General features: G+C 69.8%; 23 protein-coding genes and 1 tRNA gene. 9 read left to right on the top strand and 15 right to left on the bottom strand.

What is annotated here, in order from left to right; genetic code table 11:
• The first annotated feature begins 62 nt into the window (after positions 1-62).
• On the top strand, positions 63-698 hold the full coding sequence (locus AB0C66_RS07900; protein ID WP_362434282.1) for a histidine phosphatase family protein: 636 nt from the start codon (positions 63-65) through the stop codon (positions 696-698).
• Between the two features lie 223 nt (positions 699-921).
• On the opposite strand, the gene AB0C66_RS07895 is transcribed toward AB0C66_RS07900, so the two are convergent.
• Positions 922-1,731, bottom strand: a complete 810-nt coding sequence (locus tag AB0C66_RS07895; protein ID WP_362434279.1) for a VWA domain-containing protein — start codon at positions 1,729-1,731, stop codon at positions 922-924.
• Positions 1,732-1,951: 220 nt separating this feature from the next.
• On the opposite strand from AB0C66_RS07895, the gene AB0C66_RS07890 reads away from it, so the two are divergent.
• Entirely contained in the window at positions 1,952-2,317 is a 366-nt protein-coding gene (locus AB0C66_RS07890) for a hypothetical protein (RefSeq protein ID WP_362434276.1), read from the top strand.
• Between the two features lie 82 nt (positions 2,318-2,399).
• Complete coding sequence (locus AB0C66_RS07885; protein ID WP_362434275.1) at positions 2,400-2,774, top strand: hypothetical protein; 375 nt, start codon at positions 2,400-2,402, stop codon at positions 2,772-2,774.
• A gap of 427 nt (positions 2,775-3,201) precedes the next feature.
• On the opposite strand, the gene AB0C66_RS07880 is transcribed toward AB0C66_RS07885, so the two are convergent.
• Positions 3,202-3,423 (bottom strand): hypothetical protein, encoded by a 222-nt coding sequence (locus AB0C66_RS07880; protein WP_362434273.1) that lies wholly within the window; start codon positions 3,421-3,423, stop codon positions 3,202-3,204.
• Between the two features lie 344 nt (positions 3,424-3,767).
• Here AB0C66_RS07880 and AB0C66_RS07875 point away from each other — a divergent pair, with 344 nt between their 5' ends.
• Positions 3,768-3,989 (top strand): hypothetical protein, encoded by a 222-nt coding sequence (locus AB0C66_RS07875; RefSeq protein ID WP_362434270.1) that lies wholly within the window; start codon positions 3,768-3,770, stop codon positions 3,987-3,989.
• Between the two features lie 153 nt (positions 3,990-4,142).
• Here AB0C66_RS07875 and AB0C66_RS07870 read toward each other — a convergent pair.
• Positions 4,143-4,217 (bottom strand) — tRNA-Val (locus AB0C66_RS07870).
• A gap of 194 nt (positions 4,218-4,411) precedes the next feature.
• Between AB0C66_RS07870 and AB0C66_RS07865 the strand changes: the two genes are divergently transcribed.
• The 3 genes from AB0C66_RS07865 to AB0C66_RS07855 all read left to right on the top strand — a co-directional run bounded on the left by AB0C66_RS07865 (position 4,412) and on the right by AB0C66_RS07855 (position 7,100).
• Positions 4,412-5,680, top strand: a complete 1,269-nt coding sequence (locus AB0C66_RS07865; protein WP_362434267.1) for a hypothetical protein — start codon at positions 4,412-4,414, stop codon at positions 5,678-5,680.
• A 73-nt stretch (positions 5,681-5,753) separates the two neighbouring features.
• A complete protein-coding gene (locus tag AB0C66_RS07860) occupies positions 5,754-5,981 on the top strand; it encodes a zinc ribbon domain-containing protein (protein WP_362434264.1) in 228 nt (75 codons plus the stop codon).
• 180 nt (positions 5,982-6,161) lie between these two features.
• Positions 6,162-7,100, top strand: coding sequence for a DUF4383 domain-containing protein (locus AB0C66_RS07855; RefSeq protein WP_362434261.1), 939 nt, complete (start codon positions 6,162-6,164; stop codon positions 7,098-7,100).
• Here the strand turns inward: AB0C66_RS07855 and AB0C66_RS07850 are convergent.
• From AB0C66_RS07850 to AB0C66_RS07835, 4 genes are all read right to left on the bottom strand, one after another.
• Positions 7,075-7,689 carry a class I SAM-dependent methyltransferase gene (locus tag AB0C66_RS07850; RefSeq protein ID WP_362435577.1) on the bottom strand — a complete coding sequence of 205 codons (615 nt, stop codon included), beginning with the start codon at positions 7,687-7,689 and terminating at the stop codon, positions 7,075-7,077. The genes AB0C66_RS07855 and AB0C66_RS07850 overlap by 26 nt on opposite strands.
• A gap of 224 nt (positions 7,690-7,913) precedes the next feature.
• Complete coding sequence (locus tag AB0C66_RS07845) at positions 7,914-8,774, bottom strand: HAD family hydrolase (protein WP_362434258.1); 861 nt, start codon at positions 8,772-8,774, stop codon at positions 7,914-7,916.
• Entirely contained in the window at positions 8,771-11,425 is a 2,655-nt protein-coding gene (locus AB0C66_RS07840; RefSeq protein WP_362434255.1) for a phosphoribosyltransferase, read from the bottom strand. Before AB0C66_RS07840 ends, AB0C66_RS07845 begins: the two co-directional genes overlap by 4 nt.
• 24 nt (positions 11,426-11,449) lie before the next feature.
• Positions 11,450-12,637, bottom strand: coding sequence for an HpcH/HpaI aldolase/citrate lyase family protein (locus AB0C66_RS07835; RefSeq protein WP_362434252.1), 1,188 nt, complete (start codon positions 12,635-12,637; stop codon positions 11,450-11,452).
• A 244-nt stretch (positions 12,638-12,881) separates the two neighbouring features.
• Here AB0C66_RS07835 and AB0C66_RS07830 point away from each other — a divergent pair, with 244 nt between their 5' ends.
• Positions 12,882-13,946 carry a TerD family protein gene (locus AB0C66_RS07830; RefSeq protein ID WP_362434249.1) on the top strand — a complete coding sequence of 355 codons (1,065 nt, stop codon included), beginning with the start codon at positions 12,882-12,884 and terminating at the stop codon, positions 13,944-13,946.
• 115 nt (positions 13,947-14,061) lie between these two features.
• On the opposite strand, the gene AB0C66_RS07825 is transcribed toward AB0C66_RS07830, so the two are convergent.
• The 6 genes from AB0C66_RS07825 to AB0C66_RS07800 all read right to left on the bottom strand — a co-directional run bounded on the left by AB0C66_RS07825 (position 14,062) and on the right by AB0C66_RS07800 (position 18,590).
• Positions 14,062-14,787, bottom strand: a complete 726-nt coding sequence (locus AB0C66_RS07825; RefSeq protein WP_362434246.1) for a Tellurium resistance — start codon at positions 14,785-14,787, stop codon at positions 14,062-14,064.
• Between the two features lie 109 nt (positions 14,788-14,896).
• Positions 14,897-16,054: a DUF475 domain-containing protein gene (locus AB0C66_RS07820; RefSeq protein ID WP_362434243.1), complete on the bottom strand. Its 1,158-nt coding sequence runs from the start codon at positions 16,052-16,054 to the stop codon at positions 14,897-14,899.
• Between the two features lie 51 nt (positions 16,055-16,105).
• On the bottom strand, positions 16,106-16,681 hold the full coding sequence (locus AB0C66_RS07815) for a TerD family protein (RefSeq protein ID WP_362434240.1): 576 nt from the start codon (positions 16,679-16,681) through the stop codon (positions 16,106-16,108).
• A 160-nt stretch (positions 16,682-16,841) separates the two neighbouring features.
• The gene (locus tag AB0C66_RS07810) at positions 16,842-17,417 is read right to left on the bottom strand and encodes a TerD family protein (protein ID WP_362434237.1); all 576 of its coding nucleotides are present in this window, start codon (positions 17,415-17,417) and stop codon (positions 16,842-16,844) included.
• Between the two features lie 158 nt (positions 17,418-17,575).
• Positions 17,576-18,034, bottom strand: coding sequence for a peroxiredoxin (locus AB0C66_RS07805; RefSeq protein ID WP_362434235.1), 459 nt, complete (start codon positions 18,032-18,034; stop codon positions 17,576-17,578).
• Between the two features lie 115 nt (positions 18,035-18,149).
• Positions 18,150-18,590: a DUF3052 domain-containing protein gene (locus AB0C66_RS07800; protein ID WP_362434233.1), complete on the bottom strand. Its 441-nt coding sequence runs from the start codon at positions 18,588-18,590 to the stop codon at positions 18,150-18,152.
• Positions 18,591-19,058: 468 nt separating this feature from the next.
• Here AB0C66_RS07800 and aceE point away from each other — a divergent pair, with 468 nt between their 5' ends.
• Positions 19,059-21,788 carry a pyruvate dehydrogenase (acetyl-transferring), homodimeric type gene (gene aceE, locus AB0C66_RS07795; protein WP_362434231.1) on the top strand — a complete coding sequence of 910 codons (2,730 nt, stop codon included), beginning with the start codon at positions 19,059-19,061 and terminating at the stop codon, positions 21,786-21,788.
• Positions 21,789-21,877: 89 nt separating this feature from the next.
• Here aceE and AB0C66_RS07790 read toward each other — a convergent pair whose 3' ends face one another.
• Positions 21,878-22,261 (bottom strand): peptidase inhibitor family I36 protein, encoded by a 384-nt coding sequence (locus AB0C66_RS07790; RefSeq protein ID WP_362434228.1) that lies wholly within the window; start codon positions 22,259-22,261, stop codon positions 21,878-21,880.
• A 160-nt stretch (positions 22,262-22,421) separates the two neighbouring features.
• Positions 22,422-24,026, bottom strand: coding sequence for an MFS transporter (locus AB0C66_RS07785; protein WP_362434226.1), 1,605 nt, complete (start codon positions 24,024-24,026; stop codon positions 22,422-22,424).
• Positions 24,027-24,159 lie beyond the last annotated feature (133 nt).

Below are 24,159 nucleotides of genomic sequence, written 5' to 3'. Positions count from 1 at the left end.
AAGAGCGCCCTCGTGCCGGTCGCGACCGGCGCCCCCGCGCGCCAACGGAACGACAGGGACCCATGACCGCGACCACAGCCACCCGCTATCTGTATCTGGCCCGGCACGGCGAGGCCACCGAGGACGAGAGCGAGCTGACCGCCGTCGGCCGCCGCCAGGCCGTACTCCTCGGCAAGCGGCTCCGGGGAGCGCCCCTGTCGGCGATCCACCACGGTCCGCTGCCCCGGACCGCCCAGACCGCGCGGCTGATCGGCGACCAGCTGGACGGCGTACCCGCGCATGTCTGCGAACCGGCCGGGGACTACGTCCCGCACACCCCCGAACGGGATGAACTGCCCGCCGACTCGGCCGACTTCCTGCTCGACTTCGTCCACCGCTTCCCGGCCGAGGAGCGGAAGCGCGGTCCGCTGCTGGCGCGACAGGCGGTGGAGCGCTTCACCGGCCCGGTGGACGGCCCCGAGGACCGCCATGAGCTGGTGGTGACCCACAACTTCCTGATCGGCTGGCTGCTCCGCGACGTCCTCGACGCCCCGGCCTGGCGCTGGCTGGGCCTCAACCACGGCAATGCGGCCCTGACGGTCATCCGCTATCCGGCCCCCGGCCGTCCGGCCTCCGTGGTCTTCTGGAACGACACGGCGCATCTCTCGGCGGAGCTGCGCTGGACGGGCCTGTCACCGGAGCTACGGACCCTGCCGTAACCGCCCCGGGCCCGGGCCCCGCGCGAGAGGGCACGCCGAAGGCCGGACCCGCGCTGTTGGGTCCGGCCCCCGCCGTGTCCGAGTCAGTCGCATGCAGCCCAGCAAGCGTGAATAAGGACAGGGCCCACCGTAGGGCCCGGCACTGACAACGGACCGCCGTCACGGACCGGTCCATGACCCCGCACACCGCGAGCAACGTGAAGAGCCCTCTGAAGGAGCCTCCTCACACCCGGGAGGGCCCCCGCACCACGCCCGCGGACCGGGCGGCGGTCAGCCATTGCGGAAACTCCCCCAGCAGCTGGTCGTAGAGCCCCTCGTCCGTCAGCGACTTCGGTGACGCCCCGGCGGCGAAGAACCCGGCGTTGTCGACCACGCGCTTGTCCGGCACCGGCAGCTCGTCCAGCCTGCGCAGAAAGCGGAACTCGTCATAGCCGAAGCCGATGAACTGCCAGAAGATCGGCAGCCGCGCGGCCGTACACAGCACATGCTCCGCGGCCGTCTTGGACGTCGGGGAGCCGTCGGTCTGGAAGACGACGAAGGCCGGGTCCTCGGCCCCGGACGCCTGGTAGTGGTCGATCACCGCCTGCATGGCCACGTGGTAGTTGGTACGCCCCATGTGCCCCATCGAGTCGTGCAGCGGATTGATCCGGTCCCGGTAGCCGTCGAGGCTGATCTCCGCGGTGCCGTCGATGCCCGTGGAGAAGAACACCACCGGCACCACCCCGTCGTCATCGAGGTTGGCCGCGAGGGCGAGCGTCTGCTCCGCCAGGTGCTGTACGGACCCGTCGCGGTAGTAGGGCCGCATGCTCCCGGACCGGTCCAGCACCAGATACACGGCGGCCCGCTGCCCGCCCACCCGGTGCTTGGCCAAGGACACCGCGGCCGACTTGTAGAGGCTGACCAGCCCGGGAGCCCGGGCGGCGACCTTCTCCAGACTGACCCCGGCGGCCGGTGCGCTCGGCTTCGGCTCGGGCTCGGACTCGGGCCGTTTGCGGTAGTCGATTCGGGGGCGCTTGCGGTAATCGATGGCCATACGCAGAGATTGTGCACCTCAGGACCGGGACACGTCCCCCCTTCGACCGAACGAACGCACTTGGTCTCCAAAGGCATTGGCGGTAACGCCATCCCCGGCCGCTCTACACAACTGGAATTGGCCTCTTCAATTTGAAACTTTCCTAGATCCCTTGACCCATGACACATGGGATGTAGGGTTTTTTGCGATTGCCTCGGCGATCACAAACGGGAGGATCGAGATGAAGACCAAGAAAATCCTGACGGCGGTCGTCATCGCCGCCGCAGCGGCAACATGTACGGCGGTCACCGCCGGTCCATCCGTCGCCGCGGAGGGTTCTGATGTCGTAACAGCGGGCGACTGGAAGGGCTACACCGTCGCCTGCGAGAACCCCGGTGACACAGCGAATTTCCGATACGACCCTTCGGATAATTCCTCGACCACGGTGTACTACAACAACCATTGCACCCACGATGTGAACGTCACCGTCCACATCACCGGTGGCGGCGACAGCGACAAGTGTATCGCGGCGAACGCCAACACGAAGAGCCAAAAACGCCTGTACGTCGGCGGTGAGCACATCACCACCCTGAGCAGGGGGTGCTGACCCCAGCACACCGTCAGACAGCGGTTGCCCCGCCCGCGTTCGGGACATCCGCACCGAAACCAAACCACGGGGAGGAAACACCATGAGGCCGATCAAGGCAACGGTAATGGCCGGAATCGCCGCCACAGCGATGGCGGGCTCCGCCCTGATGCTCGCGGGACCGGCGAGCGCGGCAGAGCAGTCGACCCCCGGAACGATATCGGCGGCCGCCGACAACTACACCGTCGCATGCAATACACCCGGTGACACCGCCAACTTCTCGTGGAATACCGGCACCGTCCACACCACCGTCTACTTCAACAACCACTGCGGTCATTCGGTGAATGTCACGCTCGAGGTCACCGACCTCGAGGGTCCGCACAAGCACTGTCTGCCGACCGATGCGGGCGAGAAGGGCAAGAAGAAGTACCAGACCGGCGCGTCCGGGTCGATCACCCATGTATCCCGGGGCTGCTGACGGTTCATACACGAGGGCTCCCTGACCACGGCCCCCGGGCCTCGCTCGCCGGGGAGCCCTCCCCCCGCCCCACCTCAGCGCCGCGGGCGCGCGACCAGCCGGATGTCCGGGCCTGTCGGCGAGAGCCCGGTACGACCGCAATTCGGCGCGGGTGCGCGGGCGGGGCTTCGGGTCCTTGCCGCAGCCGCACACCGACAGCCCCTCGTAGCGCATGCCTTCGCCCAGGACCTCGGCGACCACCGACCACGCGCGGACGTCACGCCTCCGCGGCGGCGCGAAGTCGTGGCCCGCGCACACCAGCGGCTGGGCGCAGTTCGGGCACGGGCGGTGCTTCCCCGCCGGACCCGGGTGGAGCTTGAAGCTGACACGGCATGACACACACGCGTAGTGCGGCTTGTAGTAGGTCATGGCGTAGAAGCACATCCGCTCACCGTAGTGAGCCGCCCCGCGACGGGGCCAGTGGGTCGGGGGGCCAGCGCGGTGGCCACCCGGCCAGCCGGGCGGGCGGCAGGGCGAAGGGGTTGGCGGGGTTGCGGGTGGAGTACGCGCCGTCGTTGGTCAGACGGGCGTGGGGATCGGTGGTGGTGCCGCCGGGCGGACCGGTCTCCGCGGCGGCGGCCGGCTCCGGCCAGGACGGCGCGGGCCCCATGAAGCACCCGTCGTCGTAGTCCGCGCCGAACAGCAGCTCCTCCGCCTCCGCGCCCCCGCGCGCACGAGGAGAGGTGCCCCAGCCAGAACAGGTGCTCGTCCAGCCGCTCGGGGCGGCGGGCGAACGGACCGCCGCCGTAGCCCGGTATCCGGGTGGGGTGCAGAGCCGCGCGGTCGCTCACGGAGGCCATCATGCCGCCGGGGCACGGGGCCGCCGGAGCGGGGCCCGGGCTGCCGGGGCGGCGGCGCGTGAAGCCGGCCTGAGCCCGCCGCCGGAGATCTCGGCTTGGTTGCATTAGCCCGCATGGCAGGGGCAGCCCGCTCACCAGGAGCATACTGAGGGGAATGACGAAGCCAACCGTAGCCCGGCGCCATCTGCCGTCCAGCCCCTTCAAGCCCCCGGTCACGCGGCCTCCCAAGGAGTTCGCGGTCGGCGACCGGGTCACACACGATGAATACGGCCTCGGCCGGGTGATCGGTGTGGAGGATAAGATCGCCGTCCTCGTCGACTTCGGTTCGGTGCAGGCACGGATCATGAGTCCGTACGCCAAACTGGCCAAGCTCTGAGACCCTCGCGACGGAACGTTCCATCCGCTCACGCCGCTGTATCCGTGACGGCTGCGGTACGGCGGCCCGGCACCGCCGTGCCCGGCCCCGTACAGCGCGCGGCCACAGACGTCGAAGGCCCCCAGCCGTCATCGGCTGGGGGCCTTCGTACCGTGGTGGGCGCAGACGGGTTCGAACCGCCGACATCTGCCTTGTAAGGGCAGCGCTCTACCGCTGAGCTATGCGCCCCTGGAGCGAGAGGTCAGCCTACAGTGTCCGCGCGGCGGCGCCGCAATCCCCGTTTCGGGGCCGGACCGCCCGCACCGCGACCCGCCCGACGCGAACCGCCCGGCCGCTGTGCACGTCCGTGACGGGTGGGAGAATGACATCCGGGCCACGGGCGATCCATGGCGATCCCACGGGCGATCCATTGGGAGAGGTAAGTGGCGGCGACACCTGGCGGCGGGGGCGGGCGGCGTTGGTTCGGGGGACGTGGGGAGAGTCAGCGGGCCGAGGCGCAGGCGGCGAAGGACGCGGCCGCGGCGGCCTTCTACGAGCTGGACACCGCCCAGCGCGATCTGCGGATCTCGATAGAGACGATCACCGCGGTGGACGACTCGCCCGGCGCCCGCCGGACCGCCGCCGACTTCGCCGCGCTCGGCCAGCGGATCGACCAGGTCAGCCAGGAGTACATCACCGCCGTCGACGCCCATGATCTCGACCGTGACGATCTCGACGGGGCCACCGCCTCCCGGGCGCGGATGGAGCTGACCCGGGCCAAGGACGAGCTGCTGCGCGCCAAGGCCGAGCTCGACCGGTTCGAGCAGGGGCTCGGGCCGCTGTTGCGGCAGGCCGAGACGCAGCTCGCGCGGCTGGCACCCGCCGTGGAGCGGGCCCGGCAGGCGCTGCTCGCCGCCACCAACGCGCTGGACGCCGTACGGGGTTCCGGGCTGCGGGCGGACGATCTCGCGGCCCGGCTGGCCGCCCTCTCCCCCGAGCTGACCAAGCTCAACCAGGGCGCGGGGCAGCACGGTGTGCAGGAGACCATCCGGCGCGCCGACGATGTGCTGCGCAAGGCGGAGGCGGTCCGCGGCGAGGCCGAGCGGCTGCCGGAGCGGGCCGCCGAGATCGACCGCCGGCTGGTGTCCCTGCGGACCCGCGCCCAGGCGATCACCACCCGGGCGGCCGGGGTCGAGCCCGTCCTCAGCGAGCTGCGCCGCCGCTACAGCGCCGCCTGCTGGCAGGACCTCCAGCCCGTTCCCGCGCAGGCCGAGCGGGATGTGGCCCTGGCCGAGGCGAAGCTCAAGGAGGCGCAGCAGGCCCGTGAGGAGCAGCGCTGGCCGGACGCCACCGCGCTGCTCGCCACCGTACGGGCCCTGCTGAACACCACGGACGAGGCCGTCTCCGCCGCCGGGGACCGGCTGCGGCGGCTGGACGAGGTCTCCTTCGACCACCGCAAGGAGGTCGAGCGCACCCGCTTCGCCATCCGTGACGCCCAGCGGCTGGCCATGGCCGGGCGCAGCACCCCGGACCCGCGCCATGCGCGCCCCCTGGACGACGCGGTGGGGCGGCTGGAGCGGGCCGTGGCGGGGCTGGAGGGGCGGCACCCCGACTGGTGGCACTTCCTGTCCGAGACCGAGGCCGTACGGCAGACGGCCGCCCGTGTGGTGCAGGAGATCCGCGACGAGCGCGGGGGCGCGGCCGGACACTGAGCGGCCGTATCGCCCTCCCGCTCTCTCCACCGCCCCGACCTGGCCTTCGGGCTTCGCTGGCTATGCTCCTGCCATGCCTCGCTATGAGTACCGCTGCCGCTCCTGCGGCACCACCTTCGAGCTGAACCGGCCGATGGCCGAGTCCTCGGCGCCCGCGTCCTGCCCCGAGGGGCACGACGACACCGTGAAGCTGCTGTCCACCGTGGCCGTCACCGGCACCGCGGGTGCCTCGGCGGCCGCCGCGCCGCCCCGGCCACAGGGCGGCGGTGGCGGCTGCTGCGGGGGCGGCTGCTGCGGCTGAGCCGCCACCACCGCCGCCGCTGACGTGCGCGGCCGCCGCTGACGTGTGCGGCTGCGGTGGTGCGGATCCGGCGGGGGGCGGATGCTTGGAGGTACCTGCGTACCCGCACGGGTGCGGTACGGCCCGCGGGTACGGCCTCGACGGCGATGCCGAGGTCCGGCGAAGCGAAGGAGGCCGGAGATGGCTACGGGCCGCCCCTCCCCCATCGGAGCGCACCCCGCGGGAATCGCCCGCCACTTCCCCGAGCGGATCGGTGGGCACACCACCCTCGACGAGCACCTGCCCGTCGACCACGGGCTGAGCAAGGTCTATCGCATCGGGGCCGGGCTCACCGGGCTCGTCCTGGTCGCCTTCGGCATCCTCGGCCTGATCAACAAGATCGGCTTCTTCGCCACCGGTGACAACACGGTCGCCGGGCTCAACACCAACGGCGCGCTGAGCGTGCTGTCCATCGTCATCGGACTGCTGCTGTTCATCGGCATGGTCATCGGCGGCAATTTCGCCTCGACGCTCAATATCGTGCTCGGGGTCCTCTTCCTGCTGAGCGGGTTCGTCAATCTCGCCCTGCTGGAGAGGGACTTCAACCCCCTGGCGTTCCGCCTCCAGAACGTGCTGTTCAGCTTTGTGGTCGGGCTGATGCTGATGTGGTTCGGCATGTACGGGCGGGTGAGCAGCAAACTGCCGCACGACAATCCGTACTGGCGGGCCCGCCACCCCGATCTGGCCGAACGCGAGGACCGGGCCCGTACGGCCGCCGCCACCCACCACCGCGCCGTGGAAGGCCGTGGGGAAGGGAAGGCGGAGCGGTCGGAGGGCGAGGAGCACGGCGAACGGGCCGGTCAGCCGCCCGGTAAATGGGGCAAGCTGGACCGGCCCGCCGACTCCGGGGGCAAGCGGAAGCAGACGGCCGGGGACGACGGCGGATCACCTGAGCGCGAACCCCGTGAGAGCGGGTCCCGCGCCGATCAGCCGCCCGGCAAGTGGGGCAAGATGGATCGCCCCGACGGCCGGTCCGACAACCGGCCCGACGAACGGTCCGGAGATCCGTCCGCCGGGGACCACCGCCGTCCCCGGCGCCGGCTGCGCGACCGGTTCAGCCGCGGCGACGGGCCAGCGTGAGTCCGTCCGCGACCGTCAGCATGATCGACTCCATCCGGTCGTCCGCGCTCACATGCTCGTTGAACGCACGGATCGCGGCGGGGGAACCGGTCGCCTCGGGATCGGTGACACCGCCGTTGAAGAAGACGTTGTCCGCGACGAGCACCCCGCCGGGGCGCAGCCGCGGCACCAGCTCCTCCCAGTAGTCGATATAGCTCGCCTTGTCCGCGTCCAGGTAGGCGAGGTCGATATGCGGTTCGGCGGGCATCGCCTTCAGCGTCTCCAGCGCGGGCGCGATCCGCAGGTCGATGCGGTCGGCGACACCCGCCTTCGCCCATGCCTCCCGCCCGTACGCGGTCCACTCCTCCGAGATGTCGCACGCGATCAGCGTGCCGTCGGCGGGCAGCGCCTGCGCCATGGCCAGTGCGGAGAAACCGGTGAAGGTACCGACCTCGACGATATGGCGGGCGCCGGTCAGCCGGACCAGGAACGCCAGCAACGGGCCCTGCTCCTCGGCCGACTGCATCCCGGCGTACTGGGCGAGCCGGGTGTGCGTGACCTCGACAAGCTCACGCTGTACGGGGTCGAGCGGCGGATTGTGCCGCAGCATGTACTCGTACAGCTCGGGCGTGATCGGAGTGCTCTTGCTCTCGGCCACGGACTCCCCTTCGATTCTTCGCTCAACTGCCCAGGTAGCACAGGACAGCCAGGACTCGGCGACTGTAACCCGAGCCGCCGGGGAGTTCGACCTGAGTTCGACCTTGTCGAAGATCGCGCCGATATGCCGCCGCCGACCGCGCCGTCACGACGGGGCCGGCGTCGGCGTCCGGCCGATCAGCCCCGGCCGCGGGAAACGGCGCGGATGACCTCGCTGCGCGCCCGCGCCCAGGTGACCGAGGCGCGCTCGGCCAGCGCGCGGGTGATGACCTCGCCCGCCGCCACACCGCGCTCCTCGACCACGGTCACCTCCGGTGCGGTCCAGCCCGCGTCGGCCAGTTCACCGTGGCCCGGGCGCCAGCCGCGGTCGGCGGCCAGCAGCAGATCGGCGTCGAGCAGCGAATCCCCGGCGGCGAGCACCTCGTCCGCCCCGGTGCGGCGCTTGATCTCGGCCACCGCCGCGCTCTTGGTGAGCGGCTTCGGCACCGCGTAGAGCTTGCGGCCCTGGAGGGAGACGGTCCAGCCGCGCGGCTCCGCCCACTCCGTCAACTCCTTGACGTGGTCCTCGGGCAGCCGGTCCCGGTCGATCACGAGATAGGCGAACAGATCGCCCGCCACCCGCTCCTTGAGCAGCCAGCCGGGGTCGGCGGTGGCGCTGAGATGGGCGGTGACCTCGGCGAGCGGGGCGCATTCGCCTTCGATACGGGTGCGCACACTCGCATGCCACTCGGGGTCGGACTCGCCGTCGACCAGCAGATGGCCGCCGTTGGCGCAGATCGCGAAGCGGGACGGCGGGCCGGGGAGACGGACCCTGCGGTACTGCTCGGGGGTGCGGGTGGTCGTCGGTACGAACACGGAGGTGCGGGCCAGTTCGGCGAGCAGCCCGGCCGCGGTCTCCGTCATATACGACAGCGGACGGCCCTCATAGACCTCGACGCACAGCAGCCGCGGGGCTTCGGCGTCCGGTATGTCCAGGCCGAGCGCGGCCGCCGAATAGATCAGGGTGCGGTCGAGGTCACTCGCCACCACAACACTCATCGCGCGTCCGCCGTTCTCGTTTCGACCATGTTCTCGTCTGATGGATCATTTTCAGCCATGCGGCTGTCAGACGTAGTCTGGCCGACCTCGGCGCCATCGGCTGTGATCTGGACCGCTTTTCCGTCGGCTCCGGTGGCGCCGCGGGTGTAGCGCGGGTGAATCAGCCCGACGCAGGTGTACGGCAGATCGTCGGTCTCCTCCACCGGCACACCGCGCTGCCCGGCCAACAGCCGTACGTGGTCCAGGTCCGCGCCTGCACCGCGCTTGGCGAGGATCTTCCAGGGAACGCGGCGCAGCAGCACCCGGGTGGTCTCCCCGACACCCGGCTTGACCAGGTTGACGTCGTGGATGCCGTACTCCTCGCTGATCCGCTCGACGGCGGCCCAGCCCGCCCAGGTGGGGCTGCGGTCCTCGGTGGCGAGCCGCTCGACGTCGGCGGCGACGTCCGCGGCGACCTCGTCGAAGTGGGCGCTCACGGTGTCCAGGAAGTGCTGGGACACATCGGATCCGGCCAGTTCGCGGTAGAACTTCGCGCCATGGAAGTCATCCGGTCCGACCAGGTCGGCGCGGAGCACGGTACGCGAGATCAGCCCGGAGACGGTGGAGTTGAGGCAGGCGGAGGGGACGAGGAAGTCGTCCCGGGTGCCATAGGTCTCGACACAGCCGCCCGGGTCGGCGAGGACCGCGATCCGCGGGTCGATATCCGGATGGGCGGCCACCGCGTCCGCCAACTCGCGGGTGATCGCGCCCTTACCGGTCCAGCCGTCGACGAACACGATGTCGGCCGGGTCGTGATGGTCCGCCAGCCAGCGCAGCGCGGCGGTGTCGATACCGCGGCCGCGCACGATGGAGATGGCGTAGTGCGGCAGGTCGAGCCCGTGCGCGTGCCGCGCCCAGCGGCGCATCAGCACACCGACGGGGGTTCCGGCGCGGGCCAGCGAGACCAGCACGGGACGCGGTGAGCGCTCCGCGAGCACGGTCTCGGTGACGGCGCCGACCGCACGCGCGATCCGGGCGGCCGACGTGGTCAGCGCGGCCCGGAACAGCGCCTGGTACTCCTCGCTCGGCTGGTACTCCTGCGGCAGCGATTCGGCGTAGTGCGCACCGCCGCTCTGGATCGCCTCCTCACGCTCCTCGGTGGGGGCTTCCAGCGTGACGTCCGAGAAGTCCTGGAGCAGCCAGCCGACGTCCTCGGCGGCGTAGGAGGAGAAGTCGGGTCCGCGCAGGGGCTCATGCGGTGGTTGCGGCATACGGGGGGCCTGTCGTTCGGTGCGGGTGACGGGGGACGGGGAGGAGGGCTCGGCGGGCGGCGCGGCCACCTGCGCGGGCAGATACGAGGGGACGACGGCCAGCAGCACCCGGTCGGTGTGCGGCGCCAGTTGGGCGAGCAGTCCGTCGGGGGCGTGCAGCGCGGGGGTGTCGGCGGCCGAGTCCACCACGGCGACGACCGCGTCGAAGCGGCGCGCGGGGTCACCGCCGGGCGCCACGTTGTACGCGAAGCGCGGGCCGGGGCCGTCGGCCGGGTCGTCATGGGCGGGGAAGGCGAGCCGGGTGCGGATGGCGTAGCCGGGGTCGTCGACGGCGAGCACGGGCGACCGCGTGGTCGTCGAGTACCGCACCTCGGCCCCGTCGAGGGCGTGGTCCAGCGCCTCGGCGAGCCGCAGCGGCGCGTACATCAACTCCTCGAAGCCGAGCACGAGGACCCGGGGGCGGGCGCCGTCCCGCGAGGTCGGCACCGCCGCGGCGATCCGGGACGCCATGTCCGGGAGCGCCGCGTCCAGCCGGGCGCGGTGGGCGGGGGTGAAGCCGTGGCGGCCGCCGTCGGGCAGCCCGGCGGGCCAGCCCAGTGCGACCCGCACGGCGGCGGGCGAGCCGGACCCGGGCGCGGCTTCGCGGGCGGGCTCACCAGCGGACTCCCGCTCGGACTCGTACGCGGCCACCAGCCGCCGGCCGCGTTCGAGGACGCCCTCGGGGAGGTGGACCGTACCCGTCGCCGCGGCGATCAGGTCCACCCGGGCGCCGAGTTCGGCCGTGAACTCCTCCAGCCGGGCCCGGTCCCCGGCGGAACGCATATCGACCAGGGCGACCACCACATAGTGCTCGCGGGGGAAGCGCCGGTGCAGCGCGGCGATGGTGTTGAGCACCGTACGGCCGGTCGAGAACTCGTCGTCCACCAGGACCAGCGGACCGTCACCGGCCAGCAGCTCCGGGTCCTCCGGCAGCAGCAGGTGGGAGGTGGCGTGGCTGTGCTCCTCCTCGAAGCCGCCGACGGCGGCGACACCGTCGACCGGCCGGCGGGTGGAGTGCAGATACGGCGCGAGGGCGAGGCCGTCCGCGACGCTGTGGCCCAACCCGGTGGCCGTCTCGGCGTACCCGAGCACCACCGCACGCGCCGCGGCGGCGTCGCCGAGCAGCTCCCGGACCCGCCGGCCCAGCCGTACGCCCGCGCCGTGGACCGTGGCGGGCCGCTGCGGGACATGCTTGCCGAGCACATTCGACACCAGCAGATGGGCGCGCTTGGGGTTGCGCCGCAGCGCCAGCCCCAGCAGTCCGGTCAGCTCCTCGCCGCCGTCGAGCCGTACCCCCAGCCGATCCGCGACCCACTGTCCCGACCACACCACGCCGTACGCCTCGTCTCTCTCGCTCGTCACAACTCCCTTTCCGCGCCCCGTCGCTCAGCCCGGCCGCACACTCGCCGACAGCAGCTCGACGAAGCTCACGTCCTCCCTGGCGACACCGAAGACCTCCGCGCGCAGCATGGTGCGCTCCGCCCAGGCCCGGTGCGGTTTCACCTCGTTCATCTTGTTGGTGTACGAGGAGCGCAGCACCCCGCCGCCGTACCGCTCGGGCTCCAGGATGTCCGCCGCGTCGCTGAACTCCTCGTGGCTGACGACCGAGAGCGCGTGCACGGGGGCGACATGGGTGGGGTGGATACAGGTCTTGCCCAGCAGGCCGTTGGCCCGGTCCAGCTCGATCTCGCGCAGCAGGCCGTCCATATCGTGCTCGATGAGCGCGGTGCGCAGCGCCTCGGCATGACCGCTGAAGGGGCTGAGGCGGAGCTGCGGTTTGAACATCCGCTCATGCTGTTTGAAGTACTCCCACACCGGGCCGGTGACGGTGAAGCCGGTGCCGTCGGCACGGCCGAGCATATTCACCACGTCCCCGATCACGGAGGCGACCATCTGGACGTCGTAGGCGGTCATATCCGGCGCCCGGCGCAGTCCGTACGCGGAGCAGAGATCGGTGACCCCGAGCCGCAGCGCCAGCACCCGGTCCCGGTACTTGTCGACGATCCGGCCTATGCCGCTGAGGGTTTCGGTACGGCTCTCCCGGTGCATCAGCTCGGGGGATTCCAGGACCGGCATGGCGAAGAGCCGCCGCCCCCCGAGGGCGGCCGTCACCTCGGCGGTCTCGGCGGAGATCAGCGCCTCGAGGAAGGAGGCGCCGCGCTCCTCGGTGAATTTCGGCAGTACGAATCCGGACAGCAGCCGGACGGTCGGTCCCAGGCGCCGGACGAGATCGACGATCTGCTCCGGGGTGCGGACGCGGATGAACAGCAGGGGCAGGGCCGGGTCGGGACCGCGCTCGGCGAGCGTGCCGAGCTGGCGCACAAGGTTCTCCTCCGCGTCGGCGACCTCGGCGTCATGGATGGAGTCCTCCAGGCACAGCACCATGGACACCACGCCGCGACCTGCCTGTTTGACGATGTCATCGGCGAGGCGGGGCCGGGTGGCGGGCGAGTAGAGGGTGGCTCCGAGGGCGACCGCCAGGGTCCTGGCGGGCGAGTCCACGGTGAATTCGCCGGGCTCCTGATGGAAAAGACCCGACCGCACCTCAGCTGGCAGGTGCCCAAAATGCCTCATAAATCTCCCCGTGTGCCAGTACCCGCTACGGGCCGCGACGACCCCTGGTTGGCCGATAATCGTACGTGCGGGCCAGGGTCAAAAGTTCCCCAAGACCGTGAAAATCAAGTAACTCATCGGGGTCGGATCCATGTCCTTTCCACCCCGTCGACCGGTGCGTGCGCCCTTCGCTCCGGACGCGCACCGCCTCCGCCCCCGTACCCTGCGTTGTCCCCGGGCCGGGTGGGAGGGCAGGATTGCGGCCATGACGCACGCGATGCTGAAGGGATCGAACATCCCGCTCGAGACCACCGCCATACGCGCGGTGCTGCGCTGGACCCCCGGCACCGACGTACCGGATGTCGACGCCTCGGCGCTGCTGCTGGCCGGGGACGACCGCGTGCGTTCGGACGAGGACTTCGTCTTCTACAACCAGCCGCGCCACCCCTCGGGCCTGGTCCGCCACCTGCCCAAGAAGCGGATGCCGGAAGGGCTGACCGACACCATCGAGGCCGAGCTGTCCGGTCTGGAGGCGGGGGTGCGCCGGGTGGTGCTGGCCGCGTCCGCGGACGGCGGCCCCTTCGGACGGGTCCGGGATCTGAGCCTGCTGCTGTACGACGCCTCGGCCGCGGCGGACGCGGATCCGATCGCGATCTTCGAGGTACAGCCCGAGACGGGCGCGGAGACCGCGCTGATCTGCGGGGAGCTGTACCGGCGCGAGGACAGCTGGAAGTTCCGCGCACTGGGCCAGGGCTATGAGACCGGTCTGGTCGGCCTGGCCACCGAGTACGGCATCTCGGTGGACGACGGCGAGGGCGCGGGCGCCGCGTCCGGGCGCGAGGAGCCGGCGGACGCCACCGAGCCGCCGTCCGCCCCCGCCGCACCGCCGTCGGCCGCCTCTCCGGCTCCGCCGCCGTCCTCCCCGACCCCCTCGCAGGCCGAGACCCAGGCGCTGCCGCCCCAGGCGCCCGCACCCGGGACCGGCTACGGCTATCCGCCGCCGCACCCCCAGCCGCATCCGCAGGGGCCGACCCCGGACCCCTGGGACCCGCAGCGGATGACGCCCGCCGCGGCCCAGGGCGACGGCTATGGCTATGTGCCCCCGCAGCCCACCTCACCGCCGCCACCGCCCCCGGGCTATCAGCAGGCCCCGCCGCAGCAGCCCTACGCGCCGCAGCCCTCGTACGCCTATCCACAGCCGCCCGCGTACGGCTATCCACAGCAGGTGCAGCCGACCGGGGCCGTACCGCCCCCGCCGCCGCTGCCCGCACCGGTGCCGGACCCCAACTTCACGCTGCCGCCGCAGGGACCGCAGTTCCAGAACCGCTAGCGGCGCCAGGGGGCCGCGGGCCCGAGAAGAGCCACCGGACAGGGGCTAGGCCGACACGGCCTAGGTCGTGTCGTTTGGATCTTCGCGGACCCGCGAAAGATCCGAACGACACGGCCTAGACCTTGCTCTTGTAGCCCCGGCCCCACTGGAGCCCCCAGCCGTACAGCCGGTCCAGCTCCGCCTGGAAGCCGTAGACGTACTTCACCTCGCGCCGCACCACCATCTCGCCCTTGATGTTCTCGATCATGACCACGGCGCAGGAGCGGGCCTGCGGGGCCCGCTCGTGGAGGGCGATCTCCACCCGGGGGCCATTGCTCGGGTAGAGCGTGACCATGCCATGGGTGCGGTCGAAGGCGGGGGTGCCGTCGTAGATGTAGACGAACACCAGCAGCCGCTTGATGTCGTCCTTGTGGTCCATGTTGATGTAGATCGTCTCGCCGGAGCCCGACCCGAACCGGTCGTCCCCGCTGAGCTTGACGTACGGGGCCTCATTGAGGTTGCCGAAGAAGTTTCCCAGCGGCTGCACCACACCCTTGGAGCCGCTCTTCAGCTCGTACATCACCGCCAGGTCGAGGTCCACATTGACCATGGCGGGGCCCTGGGCCTGCACCACCGCGGGCTTGAACATCCGCAACGGATGGCGCAGCGAGCCGCGCCCGCTCTCGTTGAAGTCCGAGGTCCGCATCTGCCACGACAGGTTGATCCGCAGGTTGCCACTGGCGGCGCCCTGTTTGGTCAGGGAGATCACGGAGTGCCGTTTGGTCAGCTCGACCACCCCGGACGCGTCACCGCTGTCGAAATCGCGCCACGCGGCCCGCCCCCAGTTGCTCCAGAACGCCATCGCGTACACCCCCACCCTTCACTGGCCCCGCCTGCCGAACTGCCGCGGGGCGGCCGGGAGCTCATACTCTCGGCCGCCCCGCTCAGAGCGTTCCTCAAACGCCCCCCGGTCACACTCCGGAGGAGACTTCCGTCTGTTTCCCGGACCCCTCCGCCTCGGCCTCCCGGCGGTTGCGCACCACCGAGGACCAGTACGAGGCGGCGATCAGCAGCACACCCACCGAGCCGGTGATGACCTCGTTGATCTCGTACTTGATGGTGGCCAGCAGGATGAGGGCGAGCGCGCCGATGGCGTAGTGCGCGCCGTGCTCCAGGTAGACGTAGTCGTCCAGGGTGCCCCTGCGGACCAGGAAGACGGTCAGCGACCGGATGTACATCGCGCCGATACCCAGACCCAGCGCCATCTCGAAGATGTCGTTGGTGACCGCGAAGGCGCCGATGACACCGTCGAAGGAGAAGGACGCGTCGATGACCTCGAGGTAGAGGAACATGAAGAACGCGGCCTTACCGGCCAGCCCCACCACGGTGGGCTTGCCGCCGCCGTTCTTGGCGGCCGCGGCCTTCTCCTCGGCACCGCCTTCGTCGGCCGCGTCGGCCTCGTCGTCGTCTTCGTCCTCTTCGAGCTTGTCCTCGAAGTAGCCGGAGATACCGCCGACGATCAGATAGGTGAGCAGACCGGCGACACCGGCGAGCAGCACCGTGGAGCTCTTGTCACCGCCGCCGTGGGCCACGTCGGTGGCCACGGTGGTCGCGGTGATGAGCAGGACGCCCAGCGCCACCGCGATGGAGAAGGTGTCCAGCTTGCCCAGCTTGGACAGCGGCTTCTCCAGCCAGGCCAGCCACTTGATGTCACGGTCCTCGAAGACGAAGTCGAGGAAGATCATCAGCAGGAACATCCCGCCGAAGGACGCGATCGACGGGTGGGCCGCCGTGACCAGGTGTTCGTACTTCTCCTTGTCGTTGATCGCGAGGTCCACGGCCTCGAGGGGCCCCAGCTTCGCGGTGATGGCGACGATCACCACCGGGAAGACGAGGCGCATGCCGAAGACGGCGATCAGAATGCCGACGGTCAGGAAGATCTTCTGCCAGAAGGCATTCATCTTGCGGAGGATGCCCGCATTGATGACCGCGTTGTCGAACGAGAGCGAGATCTCCAGGATCGAGAGGATCCCGACGATCGCGAGCCCCTTCCACCCCCAGAGGACGCCGGCCAAGGCCAGACCGCCCGCCGTTACGGCGAACGACCAACCAAAGGTTTTGAGGAGCACAGGCAACCCAATCCTTCTTCGTAAGGTCTCCCCCGCGCGCTGTACGCGGCTTTACGAAACGTTGACCCCGAAGTCTAGAGCGATGCCGCGCAGTCCCGACGCGTACCCCTGCCCCACGGCCCTGAACTTCCATTCGCCGCCGTAGCGATAGACCTCGCCGAAGATCATCGCGGTCTCGCCGGAGGCGTCCTCGGACAGGTCGTAGCGGGCCAGCTCCTGACCGTCGGCCTGGTTCACCACCCGGATGAAGGCATTGCTGACCTGCCCGAACGTCTGACCCCTGGCATCGGCGTCATGGATCGAGACCGGGAAGACGATCTTGTCGACATGGGCCGGCACCGCGGCGAGATCGACCAGCAGCGACTCATCGTCACCGTCGCCCTCACCGGTCAGGTTGTCACCGGTGTGCTCGACGGAGCCCTCGGGGCTCTTGAGATTGTTGTAGAAGACGAAGTACTCGTCGCCGAGCACCCGCCCGTTCTGGCACAGCAGTGCGCTGGCGTCGAGGTCGAACGGCGCTCCGGTGGTGGAGCGCGCGTCCCATCCCAGGCCGACGAGCACCTGTGTCAGGTTCGGCGCGGCCTTCGAGAGGGAGACATTGCCTCCCTTGGCGAGCGTAACGCCCATGATCCTTGTTCCTCCCCGGGTGTTGCGTGCGCTCAGCGCGTCCGGCGCCGCACTCCTGCCTGGATACAGGGATGCGGCGCCGGACGCGGTGGTGCCGTTCACGGCCGCGGATGCCCACCGGTGGTGTGCACACGCGGCCCACGGCTCGCCGTGGCGGCTGTCAGACGTTGACGCCGAAGTCCTGCGCGATGCCACGCAGCCCGGAGGCGTACCCCTGGCCGATGGCGCGGAACTTCCACTCCGCCCCGTTCCGGTACAGCTCGCCGAAGACCATGGCGGTCTCGGTCGAGGCGTCCTCGGAGAGGTCGTAGCGGGCCAGCTCATTGTTGTCGGCCTGGTTCACGACGCGGATGAACGCGTTGCGCACCTGGCCGAAGCTCTGCTGGCGGGACTCGGCGTCGTAGATCGACACCGGGAACACGATCTTGGCGACATCGGCCGGGACCCCGGCCAGGTTCACCTTGATCTGCTCGTCGTCGCCCTCGCCCTCACCGGTGATGTTGTCACCGGTGTGCTCGACGGAGCCCTCGGGGCTCTTGAGGTTGTTGAAGAACACGAAGTTCTGGTCGTTGGCGACCTTGCCCTCGGCGTTGGTCAGCAGGGCGCTGGCGTCGAGGTCGAAGTCGGTGCCCGTGGTGGTGCGGGCGTCCCAGCCCAGACCGACGATGACCGCGGTCAGGTTCGGGGCTTCCTTGGACAGCGAGACGTTGCCGCCCTTGCTGAGGCTGACTCCCACGAGTCCTCCCTAAAAAGGTTCGTCAGGAGCACTGCGTGCCCCCTCATGGTGGATGCGGATACCTTCGGTGAGCCTTACGGAACCCATCAGGATCAACGCGTCGATCCTAGTGAGCGGTTCCCGGTGGCTACAGGGGTTTCGCGACGCGCGGACGCGGCTCAGAGGGCCTCGAGGGCCTTCACGTAGTCGTTGAGGTCGCGGGCGTCGGGCAGACCGTTGACCACGGTCCAGCGCACCACGCCCTCCTTGTCGATCACGAATGTGCCGCGCACCGCGCAGCCCTTCTCCTCGTCGAAGACGCCATAGGCGCGGCTGGCCCCGCCATGCGGCCAGAAGTCCGACAGCAGCGGGTACTCCAGCCCCTCCTGCTCGGCGAAGACGCGCAGGCTGAAGGGCGAGTCATTGGAGACCGCGAGCAGCTGGACCTCGTCGTTGACGAAGCTCGGCAGCTCGTCGCGGAGGGCGCACAGCTCGCCGGTGCAGACGCCGGTGAAGGCGAACGGGTAGAAGAGGAGAACGACGTTCTTCTCGCCCCGGAAGTCGGAGAGCCTGACCGTCTCTCCGTGCTGGCTCTTCAGCTCGAAGTCGGGGGCCTTGGTACCGACCTCTATCGCCATGGGATGTCCCTTCGCTCTCTCACTCATGTGATCACGTGCGGTGGCGTCCACCCTACGCGCCGAGCCCCCCTCCGAAAGCGAACGGAGGGGGGCTCGGGTGTGTGGTTTCCCGGTCTCAGCGCTTGCTGGTGCGGGCGGCCTTCGGGGTGACCAGGCGGCTGCCGGTCCAGTCCTTGCCCGCGTTGAAGCTCTTGGTCTGGGAGAGTCCGGCGGTGGTCGCGGCCTCGTTGATGTCGCTCGGCTCGACATAGCCGTCACGCCCGGTCTTGGGCGTCAGCAGCCATACCGGGGCACCGTCGTCGATCATCTGGATGGCGTCCACCAGCGCGTCCGTCAGATCACCGTCGTCCTCTCGGAACCACAGCACCACGGCGTCGGCCACGTCGTCGTACTCCTCGTCGACGAGCTCCTGGCCGGTGATCTCCTCGATGACCTCGCGGAGCTCCTGGTCGACATCGTCGTCGTAGCCGATCTCCTGGACCACCTGTCCGGGCTGGAAACCCAGCCTGGCGGCCAGGTTGGTCCGCTCCTCCGCGTGGTCCGCGGTCGCGCTCACGGATTGCCTCCTGTCATCTTTCATTCACTCTTCGGATCCGGTGACCCCGCGCGCGTACGCGAGGGGCATGGGGCGTAGTCCACACGGGCCGGGCGGATCGCGCAAGTACCCGGCCAGCGATCCCGCCCAAACGTTGACGTCTCGCCGCAACTCCCATCAGGGAGGAACGGCGTGAATCAGCGGGTGGCCATGCTGATTGCCCCATTATGTCCGGCTTACGTGTGCGTATCGCCACCCTACGCCGACCCGGAGCCGAACGGTCGTACGCAGATGCCCCCCGTCGTGGGCGTAAGGTTGCGATTTGGCCGTCACACCCGACCGGCCCTCAGCGCCCATCTCGTCTGGTGGCGGTTACCACCCAGTAGAGATGACGTATCCCGTACCCGAGGTACACGATGGAGACCGGCGCGACCAATAGAGCATGAATCCATGTCCGTGCACCGCACGACCGAAAAGCGAAGGAATAGCGTGGCTTCCGGATCCGATCGCAACCCGATCATCATTGGCGGCCTTCCCAGCCAGGTCCCGGACTTCGATCCCGAGGAAACCCAGGAGTGGCTCGACTCGCTCGACGCAGCCGTCGATGAGCGCGGCCGGGAACGTGCCCGCTACCTGATGCTTCGACTGATCGAGCGCGCCCGCGAGAAGCGGGTGGCCGTGCCCGAGATGCGCAGCACGGACTACATCAACACCATCGCCACCAAGGACGAGCCGTTCTTCCCCGGCAACGAGGAGATCGAGCGCAAGATCCTCAACGCGACCCGCTGGAACGCGGCGGTGATGGTCTCCCGGGCCCAGCGTCCGGGTATCGGGGTCGGTGGCCATATCGCCACCTTCGCCTCCTCCGCCTCGCTGTACGACGTGGGCTTCAACCACTTCTTCCGCGGCAAGGACAACGACAGCGGCGACCAGATCTTCTTCCAGGGCCATGCCTCCCCCGGTATCTACGCCCGTGCCTTCCTGCTGGACCGGCTGAACGAAGCGCATCTGGACGGCTTCCGCCAGGAGAAGTCCAAGGCCGGTCACGCCCTGTCCAGCTATCCGCACCCGCGGTCGATGCCGGACTTCTGGGAGTTCCCGACCGTCTCCATGGGGCTGGGCCCGCTGGGCGCGATCTACCAGGCCCGGATGAACCGCTATATGGAGTCGCGCGGTATCGCCGACACCTCCGGCTCCCATGTCTGGGCGTTCCTCGGCGACGGCGAGATGGACGAGCCGGAGTCGCTCGGCCAGCTCTCGCTGGCCGCCCGTGAGGGTCTGGACAACCTGACCTTCGTGGTCAACTGCAACCTCCAGCGGCTCGACGGCCCGGTGCGCGGCAACGGCAAGATCATCCAGGAGCTGGAGTCGCAGTTCCGCGGCGCCGGCTGGAACGTGATCAAGCTGGTGTGGGACCGCACCTGGGACCCGCTGCTCGCCCAGGACCGCACCGGCCTCCTGGTCAACAAGCTCAACACCACGCCGGACGGTCAGTTCCAGACCTACGCCACCGAGACCGGCTCCTATATCCGCGAGCACTTCTTCGGTGACGACCAGCGGCTGCGCTCCATGGTCGAGCACATGACCGACGACCAGATCCTGCACCTGGGCCGTGGCGGTCACGACCACCGGAAGATCTTCGCGGCCTACGCGGCGGCCAAGGCGCACAAGGGCCAGCCGACCGTGATCCTGGCCCAGACGGTCAAGGGCTGGACGCTCGGCCCGAACTTCGAGGGCCGCAACGCGACCCACCAGATGAAGAAACTGACCGTCGACGACCTCAAGGGCTTCCGCGACCGGCTGCACCTGCCGATCCCGGACAAGGAGCTGGAGTCCGGCCTTCCGCCGTACTACCACCCGGGCCGGGAGTCCGAGGAGATCCAGTACATGCACGACCGCCGCAAGGCGCTGGGCGGCTACGCGCCGACCCGTGTGGTGCGCGCGAAGCCGCTGGCGCTGCCCGGCGACAAGGCGTACGCGGCGGTGAAGAAGGGCTCCGGCCAGCAGTCGATCGCCACCACCATGGCCTTCGTCCGGCTGCTGAAGGACCTGATGCGGGACAAGGAGATCGGCAAGCGCTTCGTGCCGATCGCGCCGGACGAGTACCGCACCTTCGGCATGGACTCGCTCTTCCCCTCGGCGAAGATCTACAACCCGCTGGGCCAGCAGTACGAGTCCGTCGACCGTGAGCTGCTGCTCGCGTACAAGGAGTCGCCGACCGGGCAGATGCTGCACGACGGCATCTCCGAGGCGGGCTGTACGGCCTCGCTGATCGCGGCGGGCTCGGCCTACGCCACCCATGGCGAGCCGCTGATCCCGGTCTATGTCTTCTACTCGATGTTCGGCTTCCAGCGCACGGGCGACCAGTTCTGGCAGATGGCCGACCAGCTCGCGCGGGGCTTCGTACTGGGCGCGACCGCCGGTCGTACGACCCTGACCGGTGAGGGTCTCCAGCACGCCGACGGCCACTCCCAGCTGCTGGCCTCGACCAACCCCGCGGTCGTCGCGTACGACCCGGCGTTCGGCTACGAGATCGCCCATATCGTGCAGGACGGTCTGCGCCGGATGTACGGCGAGAACAGTGAGGACGTCTTCTACTACCTCACCGTCTACAACGAGCCGATCCAGCACCCTGCCGAGCCGGCGGATGTGGACCGCGAGGGCATCCTCAAGGGGCTCCACCGCTACAAGCAGGGCGAGAAGGGCGCGATCCCGGCGCAGATCCTCGCCTCCGGTGTCGCGGTGCCGTGGGCGGTCGAGGCCCAGCGGATGCTGGCCGAGGACTGGAACGTCAAGGCCGACGTCTGGTCGGCGACCTCCTGGAACGAGCTGCGCCGCGACGCGATCGAGGCCGAGGAGCACAATCTGCTCCACCCGGAGGAGGAGCAGCGCGTCCCCTACGTCACCCGCAAGCTGGCGGACGCGGAGGGTCCGAAGGTGGCCGTCTCCGACTGGATGCGTGCCGTTCCGGACCAGATCGCGCGCTGGGTGCCCGGCACCTACCAGTCGCTGGGCGCCGATGGCTTCGGCTTCGCCGACACCCGTGGCGCGGCGCGCCGCTTCTTCCACATCGACGCCGAGTCGATCGTGCTCGGGGTGCTGACGGAGCTGGCCAGGGAAGGCAAGATCGACCGCTCGGTGCTGAAGCAGGCGATCGACCGCTACCAGCTGCTGGATGTGGCGGCGGCCGACCCGGGCCCGGCGGGCGGCGACGCGTAACCGTCCTCGACGGCTGAGCGGAAACGCTGGGCGGGCTGGATCTCCAGTCCGCCCAGCGTTCGTCTTCGCCGCTCCCCGCCCCCTTGTCCTCAGCGCTCCCAGATCTTGAAGGCCCGTACCCGGTAGGCGGTTTCGGGGGCCCAGGAGCCGGTGGGATAGGTGCGGAACTCGCCGGTCTCGGCGCACTCCGCGCTCTGGTACGCCGTGACCGGGCGCCCGGTGCGATTGGCCAGCGAGGCGGCGGAGGCGCCGGACGGCAGGGCGACACAGCTCTCGATATCGGTGTCGGCCAGCTCATGGAGCTGACGCGGTCCGGTGAAACCGGTTCCGTGCCAGAGGCACAGCTGTCCGGCGTCACAGTTCCCGAGCTGTGGCGGCGGTGCGGTCCGGTCCTGTGCCGTCGCGGCCGCGGCGGCGAGGACCGAGAGGGCCGCGGTGACGGCCGCGGTGACGATGGTGCGCGATGTGCGCATGGTGAACGAACTCCCCGTGTGACGACAGCAGAAACGGGAGTCAGCCTGTCGGCCGACTCCCGCTGCCCACCAGGGAGTTGAGCGAGCGCCACCCTGATAGGGGGTGTCCCTCGGCGAGACCCCGCAACCGGTTGCCCGCGCGGGATGCTCCCGCGCGGGATCAGATGTGGCCCACCCCGGCACCCGCCTCCGCGTTGGTCCCGGCCTTGGTGAAGGCCGCGACCCCGGCCGCGATCACCGCGATCACTCCGGCCACCACGAACGCGAGGCTCATCCCCGATACGAAGGTGTCCTGCGCGACGTGGGTGATCTTGCCCGCGAGCTCCGGCGGGGTGCCCTTGGCGATCGGCGCCCGGCCGACCTCCACCGCCTCGGACGCCTTGGACATCTGCTCACCGGTGACGGGCGGCAGCTTGGCAGCCGCCCATTTGCCGGGCAGGTCGTCGTCCACCTTGGCCGCCATCACCGCGCCCAGGACGGCCGTCCCGATGCTTCCGCCGACCTGCATGGACGCCTGCTGGAGACCTCCGGCGACACCGGACAGCTCGATCGGCGCGTTGCCGACGATGACCTCGGTGGCACCGACCATCACCGGGGCGAGGCCGAGGCCGAGCAGACCGAACCACAGGGACATCTCGAGGGTGGAGGTGTCCACATCCATCGTGGAGGCGCCGAACAGCGCCACGGCGGTCAGCGACATCGCGACCACCAGCGGGATGCGCGGCCCGACCTTGGTGATGACGGCGCCCGCGAGCGGTGAGGACACGATCATCATCGCGGTCAGCGGCAGCAGATGGAGTCCGCTCTTGACCGGGCTCATCCCGTGCACGTTCTGGAGATAGAAGGTGACGAAGAACAGTCCGCCCATGAAGCCGAAGGCCATCAGCACCATCAGCACGGTGCCCGCCGTGAGCGGGACGGAGCGGAACATGCCGAGCGGGATCAGCGGTTCGGCGGTGTGGTTCTCCCAGAAGGCGAACGCCACGAAGCAGACCGCCGCGAGACCCAGGAAGAGCAGGGTCTTGGGGTCGCCCCAACTCCACTCCGAGGACTTGATGACGGCCCAGATGAGGAAGAACATCGCACCGGACAGCAGCAGGATGCCGGGGATGTCGAAGGACCTCGGGGCGTTCTTGGCGCGGTGGTCGACCAGGATGAACAGGCCCAGCATCAGGGCGAGCAGACCGACCGGCAGATTGATGAAGAAGACCGACTGCCAGTTGACATGCTCCACGAGCAGTCCGCCGACGATCGGTCCGCCCGCCGTGGAGGCACCGATGACCATGCCCCAGATACCGATCGCCATATTGAGCTTCTCGGCGGGGAAGGTGGCGCGCAGCAGCCCGAGCGCCGCGGGCATCAGCAGCGCGCCGAACAGGCCCTGGAGCACCCGGAAGGACACCACGAGCGGCACGGTCGAGGAGAAGCCGATGGCCGTGGAGGAGAGCGCGAAGCCGACCACCCCGATGAGGAAGGTCTGCCGGTGGCCGAACCGGTCGCCCAGCTTGCCCGCCGTGATCAACGCGACGGCCAGGGCGAGCAGATAGCCGTTGGTGATCCACTGGGCGTCGGCGAGCGAGGCGCCGAGGTCCTGGGCGATGGCGGGGTTGGCGATGGCCACGATGGTGCTGTCGAGGGCGACCATCGCCACGCCGAAGCCGACGGTCAGCAGCGTCAGCCAGGGATGCCCCCGCAGTCCCTTGCGGGAGTCGGATATGGGCGGAGGTTCCGCCGCCGTGTCGGCGACGGGGGTCGAAGACGTCATACTCGGAGGCTAATGTCAGTCTCTGACATTTGACAAATGGAATCATCCGCGGGTTGCTGTCTCCTCCCACAGGTATTCTGAGCAGCCCGAACGCATCCCGGCCGCGGTACGAACGCGGCCCGGGCGCAGTACG

The sequence above is a fragment of the Streptomyces sp. NPDC048636 genome (assembly GCF_040650655.1).
In the GTDB taxonomy this organism is placed as follows: Bacteria; Actinomycetota; Actinomycetes; order Streptomycetales; family Streptomycetaceae; genus Streptomyces.
This window is presented reverse-complemented; position numbering and strand designations above follow the sequence as displayed.